Genomic DNA, 20558 nt, shown 5'->3' on the forward strand with positions numbered 1-20558 from the left:
TGTCCCATGAAGTTCAAGAGTGTGCTGGTGCCGGCGATCGCGCTGGTGACCGTCGCGAGCCTGGCGGCGTGCTCGACCGACGACGAGCCCGGGAGCGGGACGGCGCCGTCGTCCGCCACGACCGGGGCCGAGGAGCAGGACGGCACGGCGGAGGACGGCACGTTCAACGACCAGGACGTGATGTTCGCCCAGATGATGATCCCGCACCACGAGCAGGCGATCGAGATGTCCGACGTCATCCTGGCCAAGGACGGCGTCGACCCTGAGGTCACGGACCTGGCGAACCAGATCAAGGACGCCCAGGGGCCCGAGATCGAGCAGCTGACCACGTGGCTCGAGGAGTGGGGCTCCCCGATGGAGGAGTCCGGCGGCATGGACCACGAGGCGATGGGCCACGGGTCCATGGACGGGATGATGAGCGAGGAGGACATGCAGGCCCTGGACGCCGCGCAGGGCGCGGAGGCGGGGCAGCTGTTCCTCGAGCAGATGATCGTCCACCACGAGGGTGCCGTCGAGATGGCGCAGATCCAGGTCGACGACGGCGAGAACGCGGACGCGGTCGCGATGGCGCAGCAGATCGTCGAGACCCAGCAGGCCGAGATCTCCACCATGGAAGACCTGCTCGCCTCGAGCTGATCCCGCCCCGCGGGGCGTGCGCACCGACGTGCGCGCGCCCCGCGGCCCATGCCGGAGGGTCGAGCAGCGCGCCGAACGTGCACGGCGTTCAGGTCGTGCGCGGCGACCCTTCACTGCTCATCGGAGCCAATTTCGGGGGTTCGAACCCAGGGCAAGCCGATCCAGGACGGCGTCAGGCCGGTCGAGCGAGCGGGCCCTCCCCTCAGGCATATACCCTTACCGGGTATATGCGGCGGTGGGCCGCGGGTTCCGCCAGCACGACAGGAAGTAGGACAGCCAGGATGTCCCGAGCACATCGCAGCGGGCACGGCGCGACGGCGGTTCGTGACCGAGGTTTTGGCGCGTGACGGCGTCGATCCCGACCGACGAGCGGGGGCGTCGTCCCCGCCCGGCGCGCACGGTGCCCGGCATCACGGCGTGCGGGCTGTGCGCGGGGGAGACGCTGGGCGCGACCGACACCCGCCCGGGCGGACAGCTCGAGCGTCTGCGCCGGATCGCCGAGAGCGGGGACGCGCGCCTGACGGTCGTCGACTGCCTCGACGCGTGCGAGCGCGGGGACGTCGTCGTGGTGCGGCCGGTGCCCTCCGCGCGCGCCGCCGGCCCCGCCTGGTTCGAGCAGCTGGCGGGCGACGAGCTCACCGCCGCCCTGCACTCCTGGATCCGCGCGGGCGGGCCGGGCCTGGCGCCCCTGCCCGACCAGCTGGCCCCGCGGGTGATCTCGACCCAGGCCGAGGTACCACCGCCCCCGGACGCCGCCGCCGCGGGCTGAGCGTCGGTCACCTACGCTCGGGGCATGCCGACCGTCCTGCTCGTCCGTCATGGCCGCACCACCGCGAACGCGAGCGGCATCCTCGCCGGGCGGGCCGACGGCGTCGCGCTGGACGCCGTCGGGCGTGACCAGGCGGCCCGGGCGGCCGAGCGCGTCGCGGGCGTGCCGCTCGCGCGGGTCGTCACCAGCCCGTTGGAGCGGTGCCGGCAGACCGCGCAAGCCGTGCTCGACCACCAGGCGGACGACCTGGAGTCGTTGACCGAGCACGGGATCACCGAGTGCGACTACGGGCAGTGGCAGGGGCGTGCGCTGAAGGACCTCGCCCGGGAGCCGCTGTGGTCGGTCGTGCAGGCGCAGCCGTCGGCGGCCGTCTTCCCGGGCGGCGAGTCGCTGGCCGCGATGCAGGCCCGGGGCGTCGAGGCGGTCCGGCGGCACGACGCGGAGGTCGCCGCCCGCCACGGCGCGGACGCGGTGTGGGCGGCGGTCTCGCACGGCGACGTCATCAAGTCCGTGCTCGCCGACGCGCTGGGGGTGCACCTGGACCTCTTCCAGCGCATCGTCGTCGGCCCGGCATCGATCTCCGTCGTCCGGTACGGGCCGCACCGCCCGGAGGTCGTGGCGGTGAACACCGACGCGGGCGACCTCTCCTGGCTGCGCAGCGCGGCGCCCGCGGGCGACGCGCCGGTGGGCGGCGGCGCCGGGCCGGGCCAGGCCGACGCCGCGCGGTAGCCGAGCCGACGTCCGACCCGTGGCCGTCCCGTGCGGACGGGCCGTGCGCTCGTAGAGTGAGGTCATGCCCACTCTCGTCCACGAGTACGACTGGCCGGACCGCGTCGTCGTGGGGACCGTCGGGTCGCCCGGCTCCCGCACGTTCTACCTGCAGGCGCGCGAAGGCACGCGGACGACGAGCGTCGCGCTCGAGAAGGAGCAGTCCGCCGTCCTGGCGGACACGATCCAGCGCCTGCTGGACGAGCTCATGGAGGAGCCCGACAACCGGTACAGCGTCCCCGCCGACGTCCCGGCCGAGCTCGTCGACGACGACCCGCTGGACCTCCCGGTCGAGGAGGAGTTCCGCACGGGCGCGATGCGCCTGACCTGGGACCCGCGCACGGCGCAGGTCATCGTCGAGGCGTTCCCGCTCGTGGACGACGACCTCGACCCCGAGGCGGACGAGCCGGAGCCCGCCGAGTCGCTCCTCGTCAAGATGCCCGTGGGGACGGCGCGCGCGTTCGCGCAGCGCACGCGCGCCGTCGTGAGCGCGGGCCGCCCCCTGTGCCCGCTGTGCGGCCGGCCGGTCGACCCCGACGGTCACGAGTGCGCGCTGCCCGGCGAGGCGTGACGACCCCGCACGACGACGCCGCCGCGCCGTCCGACGTCGAGCCCGCCGTCCCACCGTCCGGCCTCGACCCGGCCATCGCGCCGTTCGGTCTCGACCCTGCCGACACTCCGCTCGACGACGTCCTGACCGAGGTGCCGCTCGACGTCGTCGGGCGGATCCGCGTCGCGTCCAACGCGACGTTCCTCGCCCGGCTGGGCGACGTCTCGGTCGTGTACAAGCCGGTCGCGGGCGAGAAGCCGCTGTGGGACTTCCCGGACGGCACGCTCGCGGGCCGCGAGGTCGCCGCGTACCTCGTCTCGGAGGTGTTCGGCGGGGGAGTCGTGCCGCGCACGTGGCTGCGCGACGGGCCGCTCGGTCCGGGCATGGTGCAGCTCTGGCAGGACGTCGACGCGGCACAGTCGCCCGTCGACGTCGTGCCCACCGACGAGGTGCCGCCCGACGGCGTGCGGACGGTGCTGGAGGGCGTCGACGAGGACGACCGCCCGGTGAGCGTCGTGCACGAGGACTCGCCGGCGCTGCGGCGCATGGCGGTGCTCGACGCCGTCGTGAACAACGCCGACCGCAAGGGCGGGCACGTGCTGCCGCTGGCGGACGGGCGGCGCCTCGGCGTCGACCACGGCGTCACCTTCCACGTCGAGCCCAAGCTGCGCACCGTGCTCTGGGGCTGGCTCGGTGAGCCCCTCGCCGACGACGAGCTCACGGGCGTCGAGCGCGTGCGCGCGGGCCTCGACGGCGACCTCGCCCACCGCCTGCGCGGTCTCCTCGCACCCGACGAGGTGGCCGCCCTCGCGGAGCGCTGCGACCGGCTGCTGCGCACGGCACGGTTCCCCGCACCGGAGGGCGACATGCCCGCCGTCCCGTGGCCGCTGTTCTGACCTCCCGGGCGAGCGGCACGCGCCCCGGGTAGCGTCACGACGGATGAGCCATCTCCCCGACCCGTGGGTCTCCACCGGTACCCTGCCCGGGCGCGACGTCGTCGAGGCCGCTCTCGACGACGCGTACGAGCGCTTCCGCGACCTCGACGAGGGCACGGTCATCGAGGACGTCCCGGCGCTCGCGGGTGCGGAGCCGGACCTGTTCGGTGTGGTCTTCACCGACACGGCGGGTGCGGAGCACGCGCGCGGCGACGTGCGCCACCGGTTCTCGATCCAGTCGATATCGAAGGCGTTCGTGTACGCGCTCGTCTGCCAGGAGATCGGGCACGACGCCGTGCTGGAGCGGGTCGGCGTCGACAACACGGGCGTGCCGTTCGACTCGGTCCTGGCCATCGAGCACGGCGAGGGGCACCCGATGAACCCGATGGTCAACGCGGGCGCGCTCGCGACGACGGGTCTGGTCCCCGGCGACACGGACGACGCCCGGTGGGACTTCCTCGTGCACGGTCTGTCGCGGTTCGCCGGGCGCGCCCTCGACGTCGACGAGGAGGTCTACCGGTCCGAGTCCCGGACGAGCCGGCACAACGAGGGGCTCGCCTCGCTGCTCGCGAGCCACGGGCGTCTGCACGGTGACCCCGGGGCCGTCGTCGATCTCTACACCCGGCAGTGCGCGCTGCGCGTCGACGCCCACGACCTCGCCGTCATGGGCGCCACGCTCGCCAACGGCGGCGTCAACCCGTCGACCGGCGAGCGCGTGGTCGAGGCGGGCATGGCCCGCGACGCGCTCAGCGTGGTGGCCTCGACGGGCATGTACGAGAGGTCGGGCGAGTGGCTCTTCGAGGTCGGGGTGCCGGCCAAGAGCGGCATCTCCGGGGGCATCGTCATGATGTCGCCGGGGAAGGGCGCGGTGGCGGCGTTCTCCCCGCGGCTCGACGACGCGGGGAACTCCGTGCGCGGCCGCCGCGCGGGCGCCCTCCTGTCGCGCGCTCTCGGGCTCGACCTCTTCGCGTCCCGGCCTGCTGGCACGCGCTCCTGACCAGGCTCCCGCGTCGCCCGTCCTGCGCCGTCACGGACCAGCCCGCTCAGCGCCCGTGGGGGTCGGACGCGTTCAGGGTGCGCACGACGTCGTCGTAGTCGCCGCGCGCCTCGCCGAACCGCAGGAACTTCACGCGCTCGACGAGGATCTCGTGCGCGTCGGGCTGCGTGCGCAGCAGCTCGACGACCTCGGTGACGAACTCGTCCAGCGGCATGGCGATCGCGCTCTCGCGCTGACCCGGCATGAGGTCGGTCGCCACCGACGGCGGGACGAGCTCGACGACGTCGACGCTCGTGTCGGCGAGCTGGAGCCGCAGCGCCTCGCTGAGCATGTGGATCGCGGCCTTCGAGGCGTCGTACGTCGGCGTGGCCGCGAGCGGCGCGAACGCCAGCCCGGACGACACGGTGACGATCGTCGCGCGCGGCCGGGTCTGCAGGTGCTCGACGAACGCGCCGACGAGCCGGATCGGGCCGAGCACGTTGGTCGTGACGATCTGCTCCGCGGTGTCGAGGAAGCCCTCGGGGTGGTGCCAGTCCTCGGTGCGCATGATCCCGGCCATGGTGACGAGCGTGTCGAGGTCGGGGTGGCGGTCGAGGACCTCCTTCGCGGCTGCGGCGATGCTCTCGGGGTCGGTGGTGTCGATGCGCACGGTGTCGAGGCCGGGGTGCTCGGCGGCGATCCGCTCCAGGAGGTCGGTGCGGCGCCCGCCGACGACGACGGTGCTGCCCTGCTCGTGCAGCGCGACGGCGAGCGCCAGCCCGATGCCGCTCGTCGCGCCGGGGATGAAGACGGTGCTGCTCGTGATGTCCATGCCTCGATCCTGAACGCCGTGCGCGCGGCGCGGCAGAGTCCGGTGGGCGGGGGACCGGCGATCCCTGGCACGGGCGCCGCGCACCGCGGACGATGGGCGCATGGACCGCGCCGCGCTCGCCGACTTCCTCCGCCGTCGCCGGGAGGCGCTGCAGCCGGGCGACGTGGGGCTCCCGGCCGGGCCGCGCCGTCGGGCACCGGGCCTGCGCCGCGAGGAGGTGGCGCAGCTCGCGCTCATGTCGACGGACTACTACACGCGCCTCGAGCAGCAGCGCGGGCCGCAGCCGAGCACGCAGATGCTCGCGTCGATCACGCGGGCCCTGCGCCTGTCCGACGACGAGCGCGACTACCTCTACCGGGTCGCCGGGCACGGGGTGCCCGACCGGGCGACCGATCCCGGGCGCGTGGCTCCCGCGCTGCAGCGGGTGCTCGACCGCCTGGACGACACCCCGGCGCTGATCCTCGACCCGCTCGCGCAGACGCTCGCGCAGAACGACCTGGCGCGCGCGCTCTACGGGGACGCGTCGGCGTACGCGGGGTGGGACCGCAGCGAGATCTACCGGTGGTTCGCCCACCCGACGACGGCGCGGGCGATCTACCCGGCCGACGACCGGGACCGGCAGGGCCGCGCGCTGGTCGCGAGCCTGCGCTCGGCCGTGGCGGTGCTGGGCGCGTCGTCGCGCGCGGGCGAGCTCGTGCGGGTGCTGTCGCGCACGAGCCCGGAGTTCGTCGCGCTGTGGGACCGGCAGGAGGTCGCGCGCCGGTTCGTGGACCACAAGACGCTCGTGCACCCGGTGGTGGGGGAGATCGAGGTGGACTGCCAGGCGCTCACCACGGAGGACCAGCTCCAGGTGCTCCTCGTGCTCACGGCGGCGCCGGGCACGGAGGCCGCGGACAGGATCCGCCTGCTCGGGGTCGTGGGCACGCAGGACCTCGCCGTGCCGTCACCCCCGCAGCCCTCCTGACGGCTCAGGGGTCGAGGCGCTGGCGGAGCAGGCAGAACACGTTCCCCTCGGGGTCGGCGAGGACGTGCCACGGCTCGTCGCCCGTCTGGCCGACGTCCGCGGGCCGCGCGCCGAGGCCGAGGAGTCGTTCGAGCTCGGCGTCCTGGTCGCGGTCGGTCGGGTTCACGTCGAGGTGCAGCGGGAGCTTGCCCGCGCGCGGGTCGGTGCTCGGGCTGAGGATCAGGGTCGGCTGCGGGCCGCCGAACCCGACGTCGGGAGGGCCGATCTCGATCGAGCCGTCCTCCTCGCGGTCGAGCTCGACGTAGCCGAGCACGTCGCACCAGAACCGGGCGAGCAGCTCCGGGTCGGCGCAGTCGAGGACCAGCTCGCTGATGCGGGACGCCATGCCTCGCAGCCTACGGGGCGCCCCGTCCCGGCACCCGGCGGGTGACGCCCGATCGTGGCACCCTGGCCGTCACACGTGCGGCGAGAGAGGGAGCGGGATGGGTCTGGGCAGACGGCGGTCGGGCAAGCGGGCGGACGAGCGCGCCGAGGAGGCTCCCGCCGCGGAGCGCGTCGCCGTCGCGGAGCGTGCCCCTACCGGGGAGACCGACACCGCTGCGGACCGGGCCGACGCCGTCGAGCCCGCGCGCCCGGCGGGAGCGTCCGCGCTCTGGTCGGACGGCCTCGGTCGCGCGGGCACGCGCTCGGTGCAGGTGCTCGCCCTGGTCGCGCTCGTCGCCGTCGCGGTGTTCGCGGTGACGCGGCTGACGCTCATCGTCATCCCGGTCCTCATCGCGCTCGTGCTCGCCGCGGCGATCTCGCCGCTCGTCGGGCTGCTCCGGCGCAAGGGCGTGCCGTCGTTCCTCGCGACGGTCGTCGCGCTGCTCGCGCTCGTCGTCGTGCTCGGCGTGGTGGTGTGGCTCGTCGCGGCGGCGGTCGTCAAGCAGTGGCCGGAGCTGCGCGACCAGGCCGTCGACGGCTTCGACGAGCTCCAGACCTACGTGCAGAACCTGCCGTTCGACATCACCGAGGAGCAGATCGCGTCGGTGCGCGACTCGCTCGTCGGCCTGCTCCAGTCCGACGCGGTCGGCGCCGGGGCGCTCGCGGGCGCCTCCCAGACGGTCGACTTCGTCGCCGGGTTCTTCGTGATGATCGTCGTGCTGTTCTTCTTCCTCAAGGACGGCCCGGCCATCTGGGAGTTCCTGCTGCGTCCGTTCGAGGGCGCCCGGTACGCGCGCGGGCAGCGCATCGGCGAGACGACGGTCCGCACGCTCGGCGGCTACGTGCGCGGGACGGCGATCGTCGCCGCGGTGGACGCCGTCGCGATCGGCATCGGCCTCGCGATCGTCGGGGTGCCGCTCGTCCTCCCGCTGTCCGTGCTCGTGTTCCTGCTCGCGTTCATCCCGCTCGTGGGGGCCACGCTCGCGGGTGTCCTGTGCGCGCTCGTCGCGCTCGTCGCCGTCGGGCCGGTCGAGGCGCTCATCGTGGTCGCGATCGTCATCGCGGTGAACCAGCTCGAGGGCGACCTGCTCCAGCCCGTCGTCATGGGCCGCACGCTGCGCCTGCACCCGCTCGTGATCCTCGTCGCCCTCACCGCGGGCACCGTGCTCGCGGGCCTCACGGGCGCCGTGCTCGCCGTGCCCATCGCGGCGTCGATCTGGCGCGCGATCCAGGTCTGGGACGGCCCCGACCTCCCCGCGCGGTTCGCGCGCCAGAAGCGGCACGAGACCGTCGACGGCGCGCCGGCGTCGTCGTCCTGACGGCGGGCGCGGGGCGGGCTCAGGTCGCGACGTCCGCGGTGGAGGCCGCGACCCGGTCGGCGACCGCCGACGCCACCTCGACCGCGGCGTGCGCCGGCAGCCAGTGCCCGGTGTCGAGCTCGACGAAGCGGTACGGCGCCTCGACGTGCCGCTCGGTGTCCTCGGCGGCCCACCGCCCGAGCGCCGGGTCCGACGCGCCCCACAGGTACGTCGTGGGGACCCGGACGGCTCCGACGGGACGCGCGCCCAGGGGCAGCGCGCGGTACCAGTCCAGGGCTGCGGTCAGGGCGCCGGGCTCGCGCATGAGCGCCCCGCACCGCTCCGCCTGCTCGGCGGGCAGGCCGGAGCGACGCAGCAGCGCGGGCAACCGCGGCCGCAGGAACGCCTCAGGCAGCGCGGGGAGCTGGAACAGGGCGACGTAGAGCAACCGCAGCGCCTGGTCCGACCGCACGAGCCCGCGTGCCATCGCGCGCGGGTGCGGCGTCGAGAGCACGGTCAGGCTGCGCACGCGCTCGGGCGCCCACGCCCCGAGCGCCCACGCGACGCCGGCGCCCCAGTCGTGCCCGACGACGTGCGCCGGCCCGGTGCGCTCCAGGAGGGCGAGGACGTCCGCGACGAGGAAGGGCAGCCGGTACGCCGCTCGGGCCAGCGGGCGCGCGCCGGGGGAGTAGCCGCGCTGGTCCAGCGCGACCGTGCGCAGCCCTCGCTCGTGCAGGAGCGGCGCCACGCGGGACCACGTCGACGAGTCCTCGGGGAACCCGTGCAGGAGCACGACGGGCGCTCCGTCGGCCGGACCGTCGTCGTGCACGTCGAACGTCAGGGTGCCGCGGCGCATCGTGGTCGGTCGGGTCTCGGTCATCGTCCCAGCGTGCGGCGGGGCCGCCGCACCGGCAATCGGCGGGCGGGTCCCGCGCCGCCGCGCCAGGATCGGAGCGAGACGTGCGCGTCGCCGTCCGCCCGCAGGAGGAGGAGACATGACCCACCCCGACGCCCCGCGGGGAGCCGGCATGCTCGACGACCTCGCGCGCGGCACGACGACGGCCGGGGCGCTCGCGTTCTTCGACGGCCTCGCGCCCGTCGACGGCGAGGCGCTCCCGGGGTTCTGGTGGGGGTCCGGGCTGCCGACGGGGCACGTGCTCGACGGCGCGCTCGAGGCGCTGGGCTGGGCGGGCAAGCGGTTCGAGCGCGGCGGCGACGCGCACCCCCTCCTGTTCGACGGCGCGGGCGGCGGCCTCGTGGACGTCAACCCCGCGTTCGTCCCGCTCCCGCTCGTGCTGCGGGCGGCGCCGACGCTGCGCCGACCACCGGTCGCCCGGATCGCGCGGGCGCTCCTGCCGCTCACCCGGACGCGTGCGCCCCGGGCGCGGGTGCGCGCCGTCGTGCACCGGGGCGTGGTGACCGCGGCGATGACCTACGACGCGCTCCCGGTCGAGGACGCGCTGCGCGCCGTCGACGACGACACGCTCGTGGGGTGCATGGAGGCGCGCGGCATGGGCCGCCCGTTCTTCTTCGTGCTGCGGCGTGCCGCGGGTCAGGACACCTTGCCCTGGAGCAGCCGCCGCCAGTAGATCGTGGGCTGCAGGTAGCGGTCGAACAGCAGCAGGCTGCGGCGCGGGCGCGCGAGGTCGACGACGCCGAACCCCGGGTCGGGCCGACGGTCCCGGTCGAACTCCGCGAGGAGGAGGCGGTCGCGCGACGTCGTGACGGGCGCGACCGAGTAGCCGTCGTAGCGCTGCATCGGGGTGCCGCGCCGTCGGGCCTGGATGTTGCGCGCCACGACGGGCACCTGCCGGCGCAGGGCGCCGCCCGACGGCATCGCGTCGAGCGCCGCGGCGTCGCCGAGCCCCCAGACGCGCGGGTGCGCGACGTGCTGGAGGGTCTCGGGGTCGACCGCGACGAACCCGTCGCTCTCGGGGGTCGCGAGCCCGCTCGCGGCGACCCACGCCGGGGCGCGGTGCGGCGGCGCGACGTAGAGCGCGTCGTAGGAGAGCTCGTCGGTCCCGTGCGGCCCGCGGAGCCGGACCGTACGGTGGGTCGCGTCGACGGACACGAGCGACGTCGCGGTGCGCACCCGCACGCCGAAGCGCCGGGCGGCGGCACGCAGCGCGGGCTCCGCGCGCGGGTCGTCGACGAGGCGCGGCGACTCGACCGCGAGCTCGACCCGGATCGCGTCCAGGACGCCGGCATGGCGCCAGTGGTCGGCGGCGACGAACAGCGGCTTGAGGCCCACGGGGAAGCACGGCACGTGCCGCGCCGAGATCGCGAACACCACCGTGCCGGAGGTGAGCGACGACAGCAGCTCCCACGTCTTCGGCGCGAGGTCGGGCAGGTAGCTCGTCGCGGCGAACGGCGTGCCCATCGCCTGCTCGGCGCCGGGCACGGCGTCCCAGTCGACCTCCGACCCGGGGCAGACCGCGAGGTCCCCGTAGCCGAGCGTGCGCCCGCCCGCGAGGTGCACGAGCGAGCGCTCGGGGTCGACGCCGACGACGCGGTCGGGGTAGACGCGCACGCCGTCGGGCACGACGTCCTCCTGCGGCCGGGTGAGGTCGTCGAGGGTCGCCATGCCCGACGCGACGTAGGAGAGCAGCGGCCGGTACTGGTGCGTGGTCCGCGGGTCGACGACGGCGACGTCGGGGCAACCGTCGCGGCGCAGGCGCCCGGCGAGCGAGAGCCCGGCGTTGCCGCCGCCGAGGACGAGCACGTCGTGGCGTGCCGGTGCGGTCATGGCGGGTCCGATCTGCCGGGGGCGGGTCGCTCCACGCTACGGCGGGGGCCGCCCGCACGCCCTGTCAGACGGATGCAACCAGGGGGTTGCGCTGAACCGCGGCGATGTGCAACCCTGAGGTTGCAGCACGAGCGCCGGTCGCGGGTCGCGCCGGCGGGACCGAGACCCGTTCGACGGGACGCACCGGGAGGGCGACATGACCAGACTGCTGGAGGACAGGGTCGCCGTGGTCTACGGCGGCGGAGGCGCGATCGGCGGGGCCGTGGCCCGGACCTTCGCGCGGGAGGGCGCGCGCGTCTTCCTCGCGGGCCGCACGCAGGACCACCTCGATGCCGTCGCGCGCGACATCGCCGCGGCGGGCGGTCGTGCTGAGACGGCGCGGCTCGACGTGCTCGACGAGCGGGCGGTCGAGGCCCACGCCGCGGCCGTCGCCGCGGCCGCGGGCGGGATCGACGTCGTGCTCGACGCGGTGAGCGTCCCCCACGACCAGGGCACCCTGCTCGGGCACCTCTCGTTCGAGGAGTTCTGGCGCCCGGTCGAGGGTTTCCTGCGCGGCCTGTTCCTCACGAGCCGGGCCGTGGCTCCCTACCTCGCGCGCGACCGGCCCGGCGTGCTCCTCACCCTGTCCGAGCCGGGCGCGCGGCTCGTCGTACCGGGCATCCTCGGGCACGGCGTGAGCGCCGCGGGCAAGGAGACGCTCACCCGGCTCCTCGCGGCGGAGCTCGCCCCGGCCGGCGTGCGCGTCGTCGGGCTGCGGCCCCACGCGGTCGTCGACGGGCCGGCCCACGGCTCGTACACGCGCGAGCTGTTCGCGCCCGCCGCGGCCGCGGCCGGGCAGACCGTCCAGGAGCTGCTCGACGACGGCTCCCTCGCCGCGGGGACGCTGCGGGGACGGCTCCCGACCGTCCAGGAGGTGGCCGACGCCGCCGCCTTCCTCGCGTCCGACCGCGCCGCGGCGATGACGGGGACGATCGTCAACCTCACCGGTGGCGCGGTGCCCGACTGACCGTCACGACGCGGCGACCGCGCCGAGGCGTCGGGCGACGGCGTCGCACGCGGCGACGAGCTCGGCCGGGCCCGCGGCGAGCACGTCGGCGTCGAAGGCCGCGACGCGCGCCGCGAGCGCCACCCACGACCACGACCCGAGCCGGACCCGGCAGCGCTCCGGGCCCGCCGCCTCGACCGCGCCGTCCTCGACGAACGGCGCGACCGCGCGCGCCGGGGCGGCGAGCTCGACCCAGCCCTCGCACGGCCACCCGGGAGCCGGGGTCCCCGGGGCCCGCGTCGCGCCCGAGCCGCGGGGCGCCGTGCTGCCGGCGTCCCGGAGGGTCTGCGGACCCGCGCCCGGGTCGGTGCTCGGGAGAGCGCCGACGAAGCGCGCGGCGACGAACGCGGCGACGTCCCCGCCCGGCACCTCGCGTGCCGCGAACCGCGGTCCCGTCGGGGTGCGCGACGTCATCCGGTCGAGCCGGAAGGTCCGCCAGTCGTCGCGGTCGAGGTCCCACGCGACCGCGTACCAGCGGCCGCCCCGCACGACGACGTGGTGCACCTCCGCGCGGCGCGGCGGCAGGGCGGTGCGCGGGTCGTCGGGGAGCGCGGTGCCGGGTGGGGCGTCGGGCGGCGTTCCCGGCGCCGCGGGCGCGTAGTCGAAGCGCAGCACCTCCCGGCGGCGGGCCGCCGCGCTTACGGCGAGCAGGACGTCGAGGTCGACCTGCGCGGCGGGGTGCCCGGGTGCCGCGGCGACGGTCGTGACGTCCACCGCGTCGACGCGGTGCCGGAGCCGTGCGGGGAGCACCTGCCGCACGGTCGTGAGCGCGCGGACGGCGGCCTCCGCGAGGTCGTCGCCGACGCCGCTCGCGGTGATCGTGCGCAGCGCGACCGTGAGGGCCACGACCTGCTCGTCGTCGAGCAGCAACGGCGGGAGCTCGGCGCCCGCGTCGAGACGGTAGCCGCCCACGCGTCCCCGCGTCGCGACGACGTGGTAGCCGAGCTCGCGCAGCCGGTCGACGTCGCGCCGCACCGTGCGGGCGTCGACGCCGAGGCGGGCGGCGAGCTCGGGCCCCGTGCGGTCCGGGCGCGCCTGGAGCAGCGCGAGGAGCAGGAGGGTGCGGCGCGACGTCTCGGTCATGGCTCCATGCTCGCGCAGAATGCGGACACCATCCGTCCTGATGGAGCGCGAGAGTCGTGGGGTGCGCACGGGTCGTCGGCCCGGCGCACGGCCCCCGGCGACCGTCGCGGGCCACGAGCCTCCCGAGGAGAGCCCATGTCCGTCCAGACCACCCCGCACCTCAACTTCCGCGGCGACGCCCGTGCCGCGCTCGAGCTCTACCGGTCCGTGTTCGGGGGCGAACTCGTCGTCACCACGTACGGCGACCTCGGCCAGGCCGCCGACCCGGCGGCCGCCGACCTCGTCGTCTGGGGCCAGGTCAGCGCCCCGAGCGGGTTCCGCGTCATGGCCTACGACGTCCCCTCCGACCGGCCGTGGAGCCCGGGCGAGGCGCCGTTCTTCGTGTCCGTGCGCGGCGACGACGTCGAGGAGGTCCGCGGCTACTGGGACGCGCTCGTCGACGGCTCGACCGTCGTCGCGCCGCTCGCGTCGTCGGACTGGGCGCCCGCGTACGGCATGCTCACCGACCGCTTCGGCGTGACCTGGGTCCTGGACGTCGCAGCGCCCCGCTGACCCTGGGCCACCGGCCACCGGCCGGCAACGTCCACCGGCGAGCACGGGACGGGCGACCGGATCTCCCCGGATCCGGTCGCCGGTCCCGTGCTCGGGCGCGAGAGGGGCGCGGTGTACGTGCCGAGGCACAGGGGCCTCCCTCCAGGTGCAGGGGGACCGAACCGAGGGGGAACCCATGCCCGGAAGCAAGAAGTCGGCACCGCGGAAGCCGAGCCGGCGCGAGGTGCCGCAGACGCCCGACACCGTCGACGCGCTGTACCCGCCGCTGCCCGAACGCATCCCGTTGACGCTCGAGTCCATCGCGGGCGACGAGCCCACGTACGCGGAGATGCTCGAGTCCATCTGCGGCGCGACCGACGACTCCCAGCCCGTCGAGCAGTACGACGGCACGCTCGGCGTCACGCGCGCGTACGTGGACGCCCACCAGAAGCAGGCCGTGCAGGTCCAGTGGAACGCAGGGCTCGGCGGCGTCTTCACCAACCCCGGCAACGTCGACGGCGTGCGCTGGGGGAGCGGCACCCTGATCGCGCCCGACCTCGTCCTCACGTGCGGTCACCTGTTCGACCAGAGCGCCGACGGCTGGGTCCTGCCCCGGCAGAACGGGTCGATGCAGGTCCTCACGCCGCAGCAGATCGCGACGAGCATGCACATCAACGTGCTCTTCCAGGTGGACCCGTCCGGTGTCCTGCGCACCGAGCACAGCTTCCCGATCGTCGCGCTCGTCGAGTACCGGCTCGGCGGCCTCGACATGGCCGTCGTGCGCGTGGGCGGCAACCCGGGCAGCACCTACGGGTTCACGGCCGTGGCCACCGCCAACCCGGCCGTGGGCGACATGCTCGCGATCATCGGCCACCCCGCCGGGATGCCCAAGCGCGTCGAGGCCGGCCCGGCGACGGTCGTCACGACGAACCAGGTCCGCTACGACGACATCGACACGCTCGGTGGCAACTCCGGGTCCGGGATCCTCGGGCCCGCGGGCGAGCTCGTCGGCGTCCACACGAACGGTGGCTGCAACGCGGCCGGGACCGGGTCGAACTTCGGCACGGCGATCGCGGGCATCCGCGCGGTGTCGCCGACGCTCCAGGCCCTGCCCCACGGGGCGCGCACCGCGACCGCCGACGACGGCTTCACCTCCCTCGCGCAGGACGTCATCGCGACCGTCAAGGCCGCCGACCAGGTCGGCACGCTCCTGGGCGCCGACACGGCCCGCGCCGTCGACGTGCTGACGATCCGGCAGGCCGACTCGCACACGGTCGCCGACCAGATCGGGACGTCGTTCCTCCGGGACCAGGGCGGCACGCCGCGCGCCCTCGACTCGGTCTTCCAGGGCGACACCCGCTTCGCCGCGGACAACCCCGTCGGCACCGGGCTCGCGGGTGACGTCGGCTCCGGACCCGGCGACACGCTCCAGGAGGGGATCGTCGACCCCGGCGACCTCTTCGACCCCGTGGTCAACCCCGTGATCGGGCGGCTCGTGCAGGCGGGCGCGCTCGCCGGGGCGCGGCCGTTCGTCCAGGGCGCGGAGTCGCTCGTGGACGAGGACGGTCCGGGCGAGGCGGTCGACGTCGTCGGCGCCCTCGTCGAGGCCGTCGCCGAGGCGCGCGCGACCCTCGAGGCCGTCGAGGCGACCCTCGCCGCGCTCCAGGCCGGGCAGTGACCCGGGCGACCTCGCCCACGGACCGGACCGGGAGCCCGCGATGATCGGCATCGTGTCGCACGCGGACGACCTCCACACCACGGAGGTCGTCCGCCACCTGGACGCGCTCGGCGCGCCCCACGCGCTCCTCGACACGGGGCACGCGCCCCGCGACGTGGCGCTGACCTCGACCCAGGACGCCGCCGGGTGGCGCGCCGACTGGGTCGACACGAGCGCCGAGGGCGTGAGCGCGGTGGACACCACCACGCTGCGCGCCGTGTGGTGGCGCCGACCGCAGCCGTTCGCGCTGCACGACGACCTGCGCTCCGCCCAGGACCGCGGGTTCGCCCACGGGGAGGTCGCCGCGGCGGTGTCCGGGCTGTGGTCGTGCCTGCCCGCCACCTGGGTCAACGACCCGGACCGCGACGAGGCCGGCTCCCGCAAGATGTGGCAGCTCCAGGTCGCCGCGCGCCTCGGGCTGCGCGTGCCGCGCACGTGCATGACCAACGACCCGGCACGCGCCCGGGAGTTCCTGCACCGGGAACCGGGTCGCGTGATCTTCAAGCCGTTCAGCGGCACGCCGGCGACGTGGCGCGAGACCCGCCCCGTGCGGGACTCGGACCTCGCGCTCATCGAGAGCGTGCGGTACGCGCCGGTCATCTTCCAGGAGGCCGTCGCGGGGTCGGACGTGCGCGTGACGATCGTCGGCACGCAGCTGTTCGCGGCCGAGCTGCGCACCGAGGAGTCGGCGTACGCGTACGACTTCCGCGTCGACACCCACCACTGCCCGACGTCCGTGCACGACCTCCCCGAGCACGTCGCCACCGCGCTCCTGCGGCTCATGGAGGTGCTGGGTCTTTGGTACGGCGCGGTCGACCTGCGCCGCACGCCCGAGGGCGACTACGTGTTCCTCGAGATCAACCCGGCCGGGCAGTGGCTGTTCGTCGAGTACGCGACCGGGCAGCCGATCGCCGCGGCGCTCGCGGCGCTGCTGGCCCGTCTCGACCGCGAGGAGGCACCGGGCGCGACGCGGCGGCGCACCTGGCGCGGCAGCGCGGACTGAGCGCTCGGCCTGTCGACGGCCCGTCGTCGGCCGGTCACCGGCCCGTCGCGGGCCGGGCGGGGTCGTGCGCGTCAGCGCCAGCGGTCGCGCCACCGCTCCCACGGTGGCGCGACCGCCCAGTTGACGCGCAGCGTGCGCCACGCGCGGTCCATGCGCCGACGGCGCTGGCGCCGCCCGCGCAGCGAGCGCGCCGACACCCCGACGCGCCACGACCGGTCGAGCACCGTGCGCCGGCCCGGGCCGAGGCGGAACGACAGGTCGAGGTCGTCGTGCACCTCGGGGTCGTCGCGCACGACGGCGTCGCGCACGGCGGTCCACGCCGAGCGGCGCAGGGCCATGCACGAGCCCCAGAGCGCGGTGTGGCCGAGCGCGAGGTGGCACAGCACGTAGTACGCGCCGAGGTAGACGATCGCCACGGCGGCGCGCGCCCCGCGCGGCAGGTCGTCGAACGTGCCCGTGCCGGTCATCGCGTCGAGCGTCGGGTCGGCGGCCATGCGGTCGACGACGCGCTGCACCCACCCCGGGTCGGGGAGCGAGTCGGCGTCGAGCCGCGCGATGACGTCGCCGCGCGCGGCGTCGTACCCGGTCGCGGCGGCGGCCGGGATGCCGACGCGCTCCTCGCGCACGACGACGGCGCCCCAGCGGCGCGCGACGAGCGCGGAGTCGTCGCGCGACGCGTTGTCGACGACCACGACCTCGAGCGGCGCGACGGTCTGCCGCGCGATGCGCGCCAGGCAGCGGTCGAGCGCGGCGGCGTCGTCGCGGACCGGGACGACGACGGACACGGTCGGGGCGGTGCGGGGCGTCACGGCCGGTGCTCCCGGGCCGCGGTGCCGCGCGCGAGGAGGACCCCGGCGACGACCGAGCCGAGCAGCCCCGTCGCGAGGTCGGTGACGGTGTCGCCGTAGCCGACGCCGATCCGGTCGTCGAGGAACGTGTGCCCGGCCCACTCGCCGAGCTCCCACAGGATCGCGAGGACCGCCCCGAGGCCCGTGGTCACCACGGCGACGCCCGTGCGCCACGGCCGGTCGTCGTCGTGCGGAGCGGGCAGCGCCCCGACCCGGACGAGCGTCACCGTCGCGAGCGCCGCGACGAGCCCGGTGCAGACGGCGTGCACGGGCAGGTCGAGCCACGGCACCGCGCGGTACCACTCGAGCTGGGCGGCCCAGGCGGAGGCGAGCAGCGCGGCCCCGTAGCCGACGTCGAGCATGCCGGTCACCCCGAGGGCGCGCGGCACCATCGTCCCGCCGAGCACGAGCAGGAACAGCGCGACGCCGACGCCGTCGAGCGTCGCGCCGGCCACGACGACGCTGAGCGCGGCACCGGCCCGGACCGCGTCGCCCGCGAGGATCGCGCCGCGTGCCGGGGCGGCGAGGGAGGTGCCCGCCGTGGGGGCGGGGGAGGCGGGCATGCGGTGCTCCTGGGAGGGTGGTGCGGCGGCGGGGATCACAGCCTCACACCCCGGCGTCGCGCTCGCACGCCCGTCCACCGGGAGCGCACGTGGTGGCGCCTCCCGCCGCGCTCGTCGCGCTCGTCGTCGCGCCTCCCGACGTGTTCGTCCCGCGAGCCCGTCCGCCGTGCCCCTGCGGCACGGCGCAGGGGGTCAGTCCCAGGTGGCGGTCGCGGGGTCCACGCCGCGGGAGCGCGCGTTCGCCTCGACCGCGGCGCGCAGCCACGCGGCCAGGCCCGGGGCGAGGCCGTCGTAGTGGGCACGGAACCCGGCGTCGTCGACGAACCGCCGCGCGAGGCACACGTGCCGCGCGGGCGAGCAGTCGAAGTGCGCGCCCATCGAGGCGCGGTGCCGCTCGGCGAGGGCGGCCGCCCGCGGCGTGGCCGGGTCGACACTCGCGCGGCACGCCGTCGCGAGGTCGGCCTCCAGGGCCGCGACGTCGTCGGCCAGGCGCTGCCAGTCCTCGGGCGTGCGCTCCGCCGACCGCTCGGCGTACTGCGCCCACTGCGCGGTGTCGCCCCAGAGCTCGCGCGCCTGCCCGGGCCACGCGGGGTCCCAGCCCTCCCCGAACAGCGCGACCTGCTCGGTGGGCGTGAGCAGGAGCCCGCGCTCGCGCGCCGCGACGAGGCGGTCCAGCGCGCGGGCGGTGCGCTCCATCCGGGCGATCCGCTCCCCGAGCAGCGCCCGGTGCCGGCGCAGCGCGTCCACCGCCTCGGCGCCGGTCGCGTCGAGGAGCGGCGGGACGTCCTCGAGCGCCACGCCCAGCTCCCGGTACGCCACCACCCGCCGCAGCCGCGCGACGTCGGCCGCCGCGTAGAGCCGGTAGCCCGCCGGGGTACGCGCCGAGGGGCGCACGAGCCCGACCGCGTCCCAGTGGTGCAGCGTGCGGACGGTGACGCCCGCGGCCGCGGCCGCGTCGCCGACCGTCAGCGGGTGGGCGACGCGGCCGGGCGTCGGGTCGGTGGTCACGTGACCCAGTGTCCACCGCGGAGCCGCGTTGCTCACGGGGCGGGCGCCTCGATCCCGATGCCCTCCAGGAACCGGGCGGAGTCGCTCCCGGCGACGAACGGGCGCGCCGCCGTCATGACGACGCGCGCGTTCTCCGGCGTGCGGACCTCCACCTCGACGGACCCCCACGGCATCTCGCGCGGGCCCGTCGTGCAGCCGGGCGTCACGGCCTCGCACGCGGCGACGATCGCGTCGACCTGCGACAGCACGCACGAGAAGCTCACCGTCAGGGCCGGCAGGTCGGGCGCGGGGGTGCCCGGGACGAGGAGCACGTCCTGGAACGCCCAGCGGCGCAGGTGCACCATGCCGCCCGGCACGGAGAACAGGTCGAAGAACCCGAGCCCGCGCGTCCAGAGCTCGACGGACGCCGCGAGGTCGTCCGTCGGGACGGTCACGAACTGCGGCATCCCGTAGATGCCGCGGAACGGCTCCGGAGCGACGGCGTCGGGCCCCGGGGCGGGGACGGGGGAGAGGTCGAAGGCGGGGAACGTGTCGGTCATGCGGGCAGCCTGCGCCCTGACGTCGCGTCAGGGTCAAGTGCCCGCGCGCGCCTCGTCGGCCAGGAGCGCGTACACGACGCCGTCGACCCAGCCGAGGTCCCGGTGGAGGGAGTCGCGCACCCCCACGCCCTCGCGCCGCATCCCCACGCGCTCCATGAGCCGCCACGACGGCTCGTTCGCGAGGAACGCGCTCGCCACGACGCGCCGCAGCCCGAGGTCCTCGAAGCACACCCGCAGCAGCGCGCGCACGGCCTCCGTCGCGTAGCCCTGCCCCTGGTGCGCCGGGTCGAGCACCCAGCCGATCTCCGCCTCGTCGTCGTGCGGGCGGTCGACGACGTCGCGCTGCGCCCACCCGTCGCGCACCGCGAGGTAGAGGTCCCCGACCACGGCACCCCCGCGCTCCACGACGAGCGTCGTCGCGAGCCGGCCCGGCTCGGCGTGGTGCTCGCGCCACTCCTCGACCGCGGTGAACCGCTGCGTGAGCCACCGGTCCACCTCGGGCAGGCCGCGGTAGGCGAACAACGCGTCCGCGTCGTCCGGCCGGGCGCGGCGCAGCGTCAGGCGAGCGGTCCGCACGGGCCACGTGACCCGCTCGAGGGCGTCGGGGCGCACGTCGGTGGCGTCGGTCATGCGCCCACCCTGGCACGTGCGTGGCCTGCGCATCGAGGGGATTCCCGCGGCGCGGGAGCGTCGGCCCGGGCGGCGGCCCCGACGACGGGCGCGTGCGACGGCACGGCCCGCGCCGGTCTAGGGTCGCCCCCATGACGCTGTTCCTCGACGACCCCGACGAGGGTCTGTCGCCCGCGACGAGCCACCCCGCCTTCGTGTCCCTCGCGCCGGAGCCGTTCTACGACGAGGGCGAGGACCTCGCGCCGTTCGGCAACGACGCCGGGCACGACGCGCTGCGCGACCTCGAGGAGTGGTACGCCGCCGACGGGCGCGACGACGCGCTGCCCGCCTTCGTCGACGGCCTCCTGGCGGCGTGGGACCTCGGGGTCCCCGAGGACGTCTGGGCGTCCGGGCGGCAGGGCGCCGCGGACCGGCTCCGCGGCGGCGACGTCGACGAGGCGGCGCTCGCGGCCGAGGCCCGCGCGCAGATCGCGATCGTGCTCGGCCAGCTGAAGATCCGCGGCGGCCTCACCCCTCATGCGCGGGCCCTGGGCGTCGCGGTGCTCGACGTGCTCGCCGCGCTCAACGACCACGCGCGGGTCGTGAGCCCGGGCTGGCGGCACGCCGACGCCGACGCCGCGGCGACCGCCGCGATGGCCGCCGTCGTGCGGGCCGCACCCGACCTGCCCTGACGGCCCGGCCGCCCCGGGCCGCC

General features: G+C 76.0%; 24 protein-coding genes. 14 read left to right on the forward strand and 10 right to left on the reverse strand.

Features of this window, described 5'->3' with window-relative positions; translation table 11 throughout:
• The first annotated feature begins 6 nt into the window (after window positions 1-6).
• The 6 genes from B8281_RS12750 to glsA all read left to right on the forward strand — a co-directional run bounded on the left by B8281_RS12750 (window position 7) and on the right by glsA (window position 4655).
• A complete protein-coding gene (locus B8281_RS12750; protein ID WP_085387903.1) occupies window positions 7-636 on the forward strand; it encodes a DUF305 domain-containing protein in 630 nt (209 codons plus the stop codon).
• 343 nt (window positions 637-979) lie between these two features.
• Entirely contained in the window at window positions 980-1405 is a 426-nt protein-coding gene (locus tag B8281_RS19305) for a hypothetical protein (protein ID WP_157446632.1), read from the forward strand.
• Window positions 1406-1429: 24 nt separating this feature from the next.
• Window positions 1430-2134 carry a histidine phosphatase family protein gene (locus tag B8281_RS12760; RefSeq protein ID WP_085387905.1) on the forward strand — a complete coding sequence of 235 codons (705 nt, stop codon included), beginning with the start codon at window positions 1430-1432 and terminating at the stop codon, window positions 2132-2134.
• 64 nt (window positions 2135-2198) lie between these two features.
• Complete coding sequence (locus B8281_RS12765) at window positions 2199-2744, forward strand: DUF3090 domain-containing protein (RefSeq protein ID WP_085387906.1); 546 nt, start codon at window positions 2199-2201, stop codon at window positions 2742-2744.
• Between the two features lie 74 nt (window positions 2745-2818).
• Window positions 2819-3619, forward strand: coding sequence for an SCO1664 family protein (locus B8281_RS12770; RefSeq protein ID WP_369824972.1), 801 nt, complete (start codon window positions 2819-2821; stop codon window positions 3617-3619).
• A 43-nt stretch (window positions 3620-3662) separates the two neighbouring features.
• On the forward strand, window positions 3663-4655 hold the full coding sequence (gene glsA / locus B8281_RS12775) for a glutaminase A (RefSeq protein WP_085387907.1): 993 nt from the start codon (window positions 3663-3665) through the stop codon (window positions 4653-4655).
• 46 nt (window positions 4656-4701) lie between these two features.
• Here glsA and B8281_RS12780 read toward each other — a convergent pair whose 3' ends face one another.
• Window positions 4702-5466 carry an SDR family oxidoreductase gene (locus B8281_RS12780; RefSeq protein WP_043657808.1) on the reverse strand — a complete coding sequence of 255 codons (765 nt, stop codon included), beginning with the start codon at window positions 5464-5466 and terminating at the stop codon, window positions 4702-4704.
• 100 nt (window positions 5467-5566) lie between these two features.
• Here B8281_RS12780 and B8281_RS12785 point away from each other — a divergent pair, with 100 nt between their 5' ends.
• The gene (locus B8281_RS12785; protein ID WP_085387908.1) at window positions 5567-6430 is read left to right on the forward strand and encodes a helix-turn-helix transcriptional regulator; all 864 of its coding nucleotides are present in this window, start codon (window positions 5567-5569) and stop codon (window positions 6428-6430) included.
• A gap of 4 nt (window positions 6431-6434) precedes the next feature.
• Here B8281_RS12785 and B8281_RS12790 read toward each other — a convergent pair whose 3' ends face one another.
• A complete protein-coding gene (locus tag B8281_RS12790) occupies window positions 6435-6815 on the reverse strand; it encodes a VOC family protein (RefSeq protein ID WP_085387909.1) in 381 nt (126 codons plus the stop codon).
• A gap of 97 nt (window positions 6816-6912) precedes the next feature.
• Here B8281_RS12790 and B8281_RS12795 point away from each other — a divergent pair, with 97 nt between their 5' ends.
• Entirely contained in the window at window positions 6913-8172 is a 1260-nt protein-coding gene (locus B8281_RS12795) for an AI-2E family transporter (RefSeq protein WP_085387910.1), read from the forward strand.
• A gap of 19 nt (window positions 8173-8191) precedes the next feature.
• On the opposite strand, the gene B8281_RS12800 is transcribed toward B8281_RS12795, so the two are convergent.
• Window positions 8192-9031 carry an alpha/beta fold hydrolase gene (locus B8281_RS12800; RefSeq protein WP_085387911.1) on the reverse strand — a complete coding sequence of 280 codons (840 nt, stop codon included), beginning with the start codon at window positions 9029-9031 and terminating at the stop codon, window positions 8192-8194.
• 115 nt (window positions 9032-9146) lie between these two features.
• Between B8281_RS12800 and B8281_RS12805 the strand changes: the two genes are divergently transcribed.
• Window positions 9147-9740, forward strand: coding sequence for a DUF4334 domain-containing protein (locus B8281_RS12805; protein ID WP_085387912.1), 594 nt, complete (start codon window positions 9147-9149; stop codon window positions 9738-9740).
• On the opposite strand, the gene B8281_RS12810 is transcribed toward B8281_RS12805, so the two are convergent.
• Window positions 9704-10897 carry an NAD(P)/FAD-dependent oxidoreductase gene (locus B8281_RS12810; protein WP_085387913.1) on the reverse strand — a complete coding sequence of 398 codons (1194 nt, stop codon included), beginning with the start codon at window positions 10895-10897 and terminating at the stop codon, window positions 9704-9706. The two genes, B8281_RS12805 and B8281_RS12810, sit on opposite strands and share 37 nt — an antisense overlap.
• Before the next feature lie 196 nt (window positions 10898-11093).
• On the opposite strand from B8281_RS12810, the gene B8281_RS12815 reads away from it, so the two are divergent.
• Window positions 11094-11903: an SDR family NAD(P)-dependent oxidoreductase gene (locus tag B8281_RS12815; protein WP_085387914.1), complete on the forward strand. Its 810-nt coding sequence runs from the start codon at window positions 11094-11096 to the stop codon at window positions 11901-11903.
• Window positions 11904-11906: 3 nt separating this feature from the next.
• Here the strand turns inward: B8281_RS12815 and B8281_RS12820 are convergent, their stop codons facing one another.
• Window positions 11907-13025: a YafY family protein gene (locus B8281_RS12820; RefSeq protein WP_085387915.1), complete on the reverse strand. Its 1119-nt coding sequence runs from the start codon at window positions 13023-13025 to the stop codon at window positions 11907-11909.
• Window positions 13026-13160: 135 nt separating this feature from the next.
• On the opposite strand from B8281_RS12820, the gene B8281_RS12825 reads away from it, so the two are divergent.
• The 3 genes from B8281_RS12825 (at window position 13161) to B8281_RS12835 (ending at window position 16276) form a co-directional block, all read left to right on the forward strand.
• Window positions 13161-13577 (forward strand): VOC family protein, encoded by a 417-nt coding sequence (locus B8281_RS12825; protein ID WP_034652300.1) that lies wholly within the window; start codon window positions 13161-13163, stop codon window positions 13575-13577.
• Between the two features lie 175 nt (window positions 13578-13752).
• The gene (locus B8281_RS12830; protein WP_085387916.1) at window positions 13753-15234 is read left to right on the forward strand and encodes a serine protease; all 1482 of its coding nucleotides are present in this window, start codon (window positions 13753-13755) and stop codon (window positions 15232-15234) included.
• A gap of 40 nt (window positions 15235-15274) precedes the next feature.
• Window positions 15275-16276: an MvdC/MvdD family ATP grasp protein gene (locus B8281_RS12835; RefSeq protein WP_061268456.1), complete on the forward strand. Its 1002-nt coding sequence runs from the start codon at window positions 15275-15277 to the stop codon at window positions 16274-16276.
• Window positions 16277-16347: 71 nt separating this feature from the next.
• Here B8281_RS12835 and B8281_RS12840 read toward each other — a convergent pair whose 3' ends face one another.
• The 5 genes from B8281_RS12840 to B8281_RS12860 all read right to left on the reverse strand — a co-directional run bounded on the left by B8281_RS12840 (window position 16348) and on the right by B8281_RS12860 (window position 19864).
• The gene (locus B8281_RS12840; protein ID WP_085387917.1) at window positions 16348-17085 is read right to left on the reverse strand and encodes a glycosyltransferase family 2 protein; all 738 of its coding nucleotides are present in this window, start codon (window positions 17083-17085) and stop codon (window positions 16348-16350) included.
• Complete coding sequence (locus B8281_RS12845; protein ID WP_232322564.1) at window positions 17082-17687, reverse strand: hypothetical protein; 606 nt, start codon at window positions 17685-17687, stop codon at window positions 17082-17084. Before B8281_RS12845 ends, B8281_RS12840 begins: the two co-directional genes overlap by 4 nt.
• Window positions 17688-17879: 192 nt before the next feature.
• On the reverse strand, window positions 17880-18695 hold the full coding sequence (locus B8281_RS12850) for a MerR family transcriptional regulator (protein WP_085387918.1): 816 nt from the start codon (window positions 18693-18695) through the stop codon (window positions 17880-17882).
• Between the two features lie 32 nt (window positions 18696-18727).
• Window positions 18728-19234, reverse strand: coding sequence for a VOC family protein (locus tag B8281_RS12855; protein ID WP_085387919.1), 507 nt, complete (start codon window positions 19232-19234; stop codon window positions 18728-18730).
• 33 nt (window positions 19235-19267) lie between these two features.
• Window positions 19268-19864, reverse strand: coding sequence for a GNAT family N-acetyltransferase (locus tag B8281_RS12860; protein WP_051876582.1), 597 nt, complete (start codon window positions 19862-19864; stop codon window positions 19268-19270).
• A 131-nt stretch (window positions 19865-19995) separates the two neighbouring features.
• Here B8281_RS12860 and B8281_RS12865 point away from each other — a divergent pair, with 131 nt between their 5' ends.
• Window positions 19996-20535: a hypothetical protein gene (locus tag B8281_RS12865; RefSeq protein WP_051028402.1), complete on the forward strand. Its 540-nt coding sequence runs from the start codon at window positions 19996-19998 to the stop codon at window positions 20533-20535.
• Window positions 20536-20558 lie beyond the last annotated feature (23 nt).

Source organism: Cellulosimicrobium sp. TH-20 (genome assembly GCF_002105775.1).
Taxonomy (GTDB): domain Bacteria; phylum Actinomycetota; class Actinomycetes; order Actinomycetales; family Cellulomonadaceae; genus Cellulosimicrobium; species Cellulosimicrobium funkei.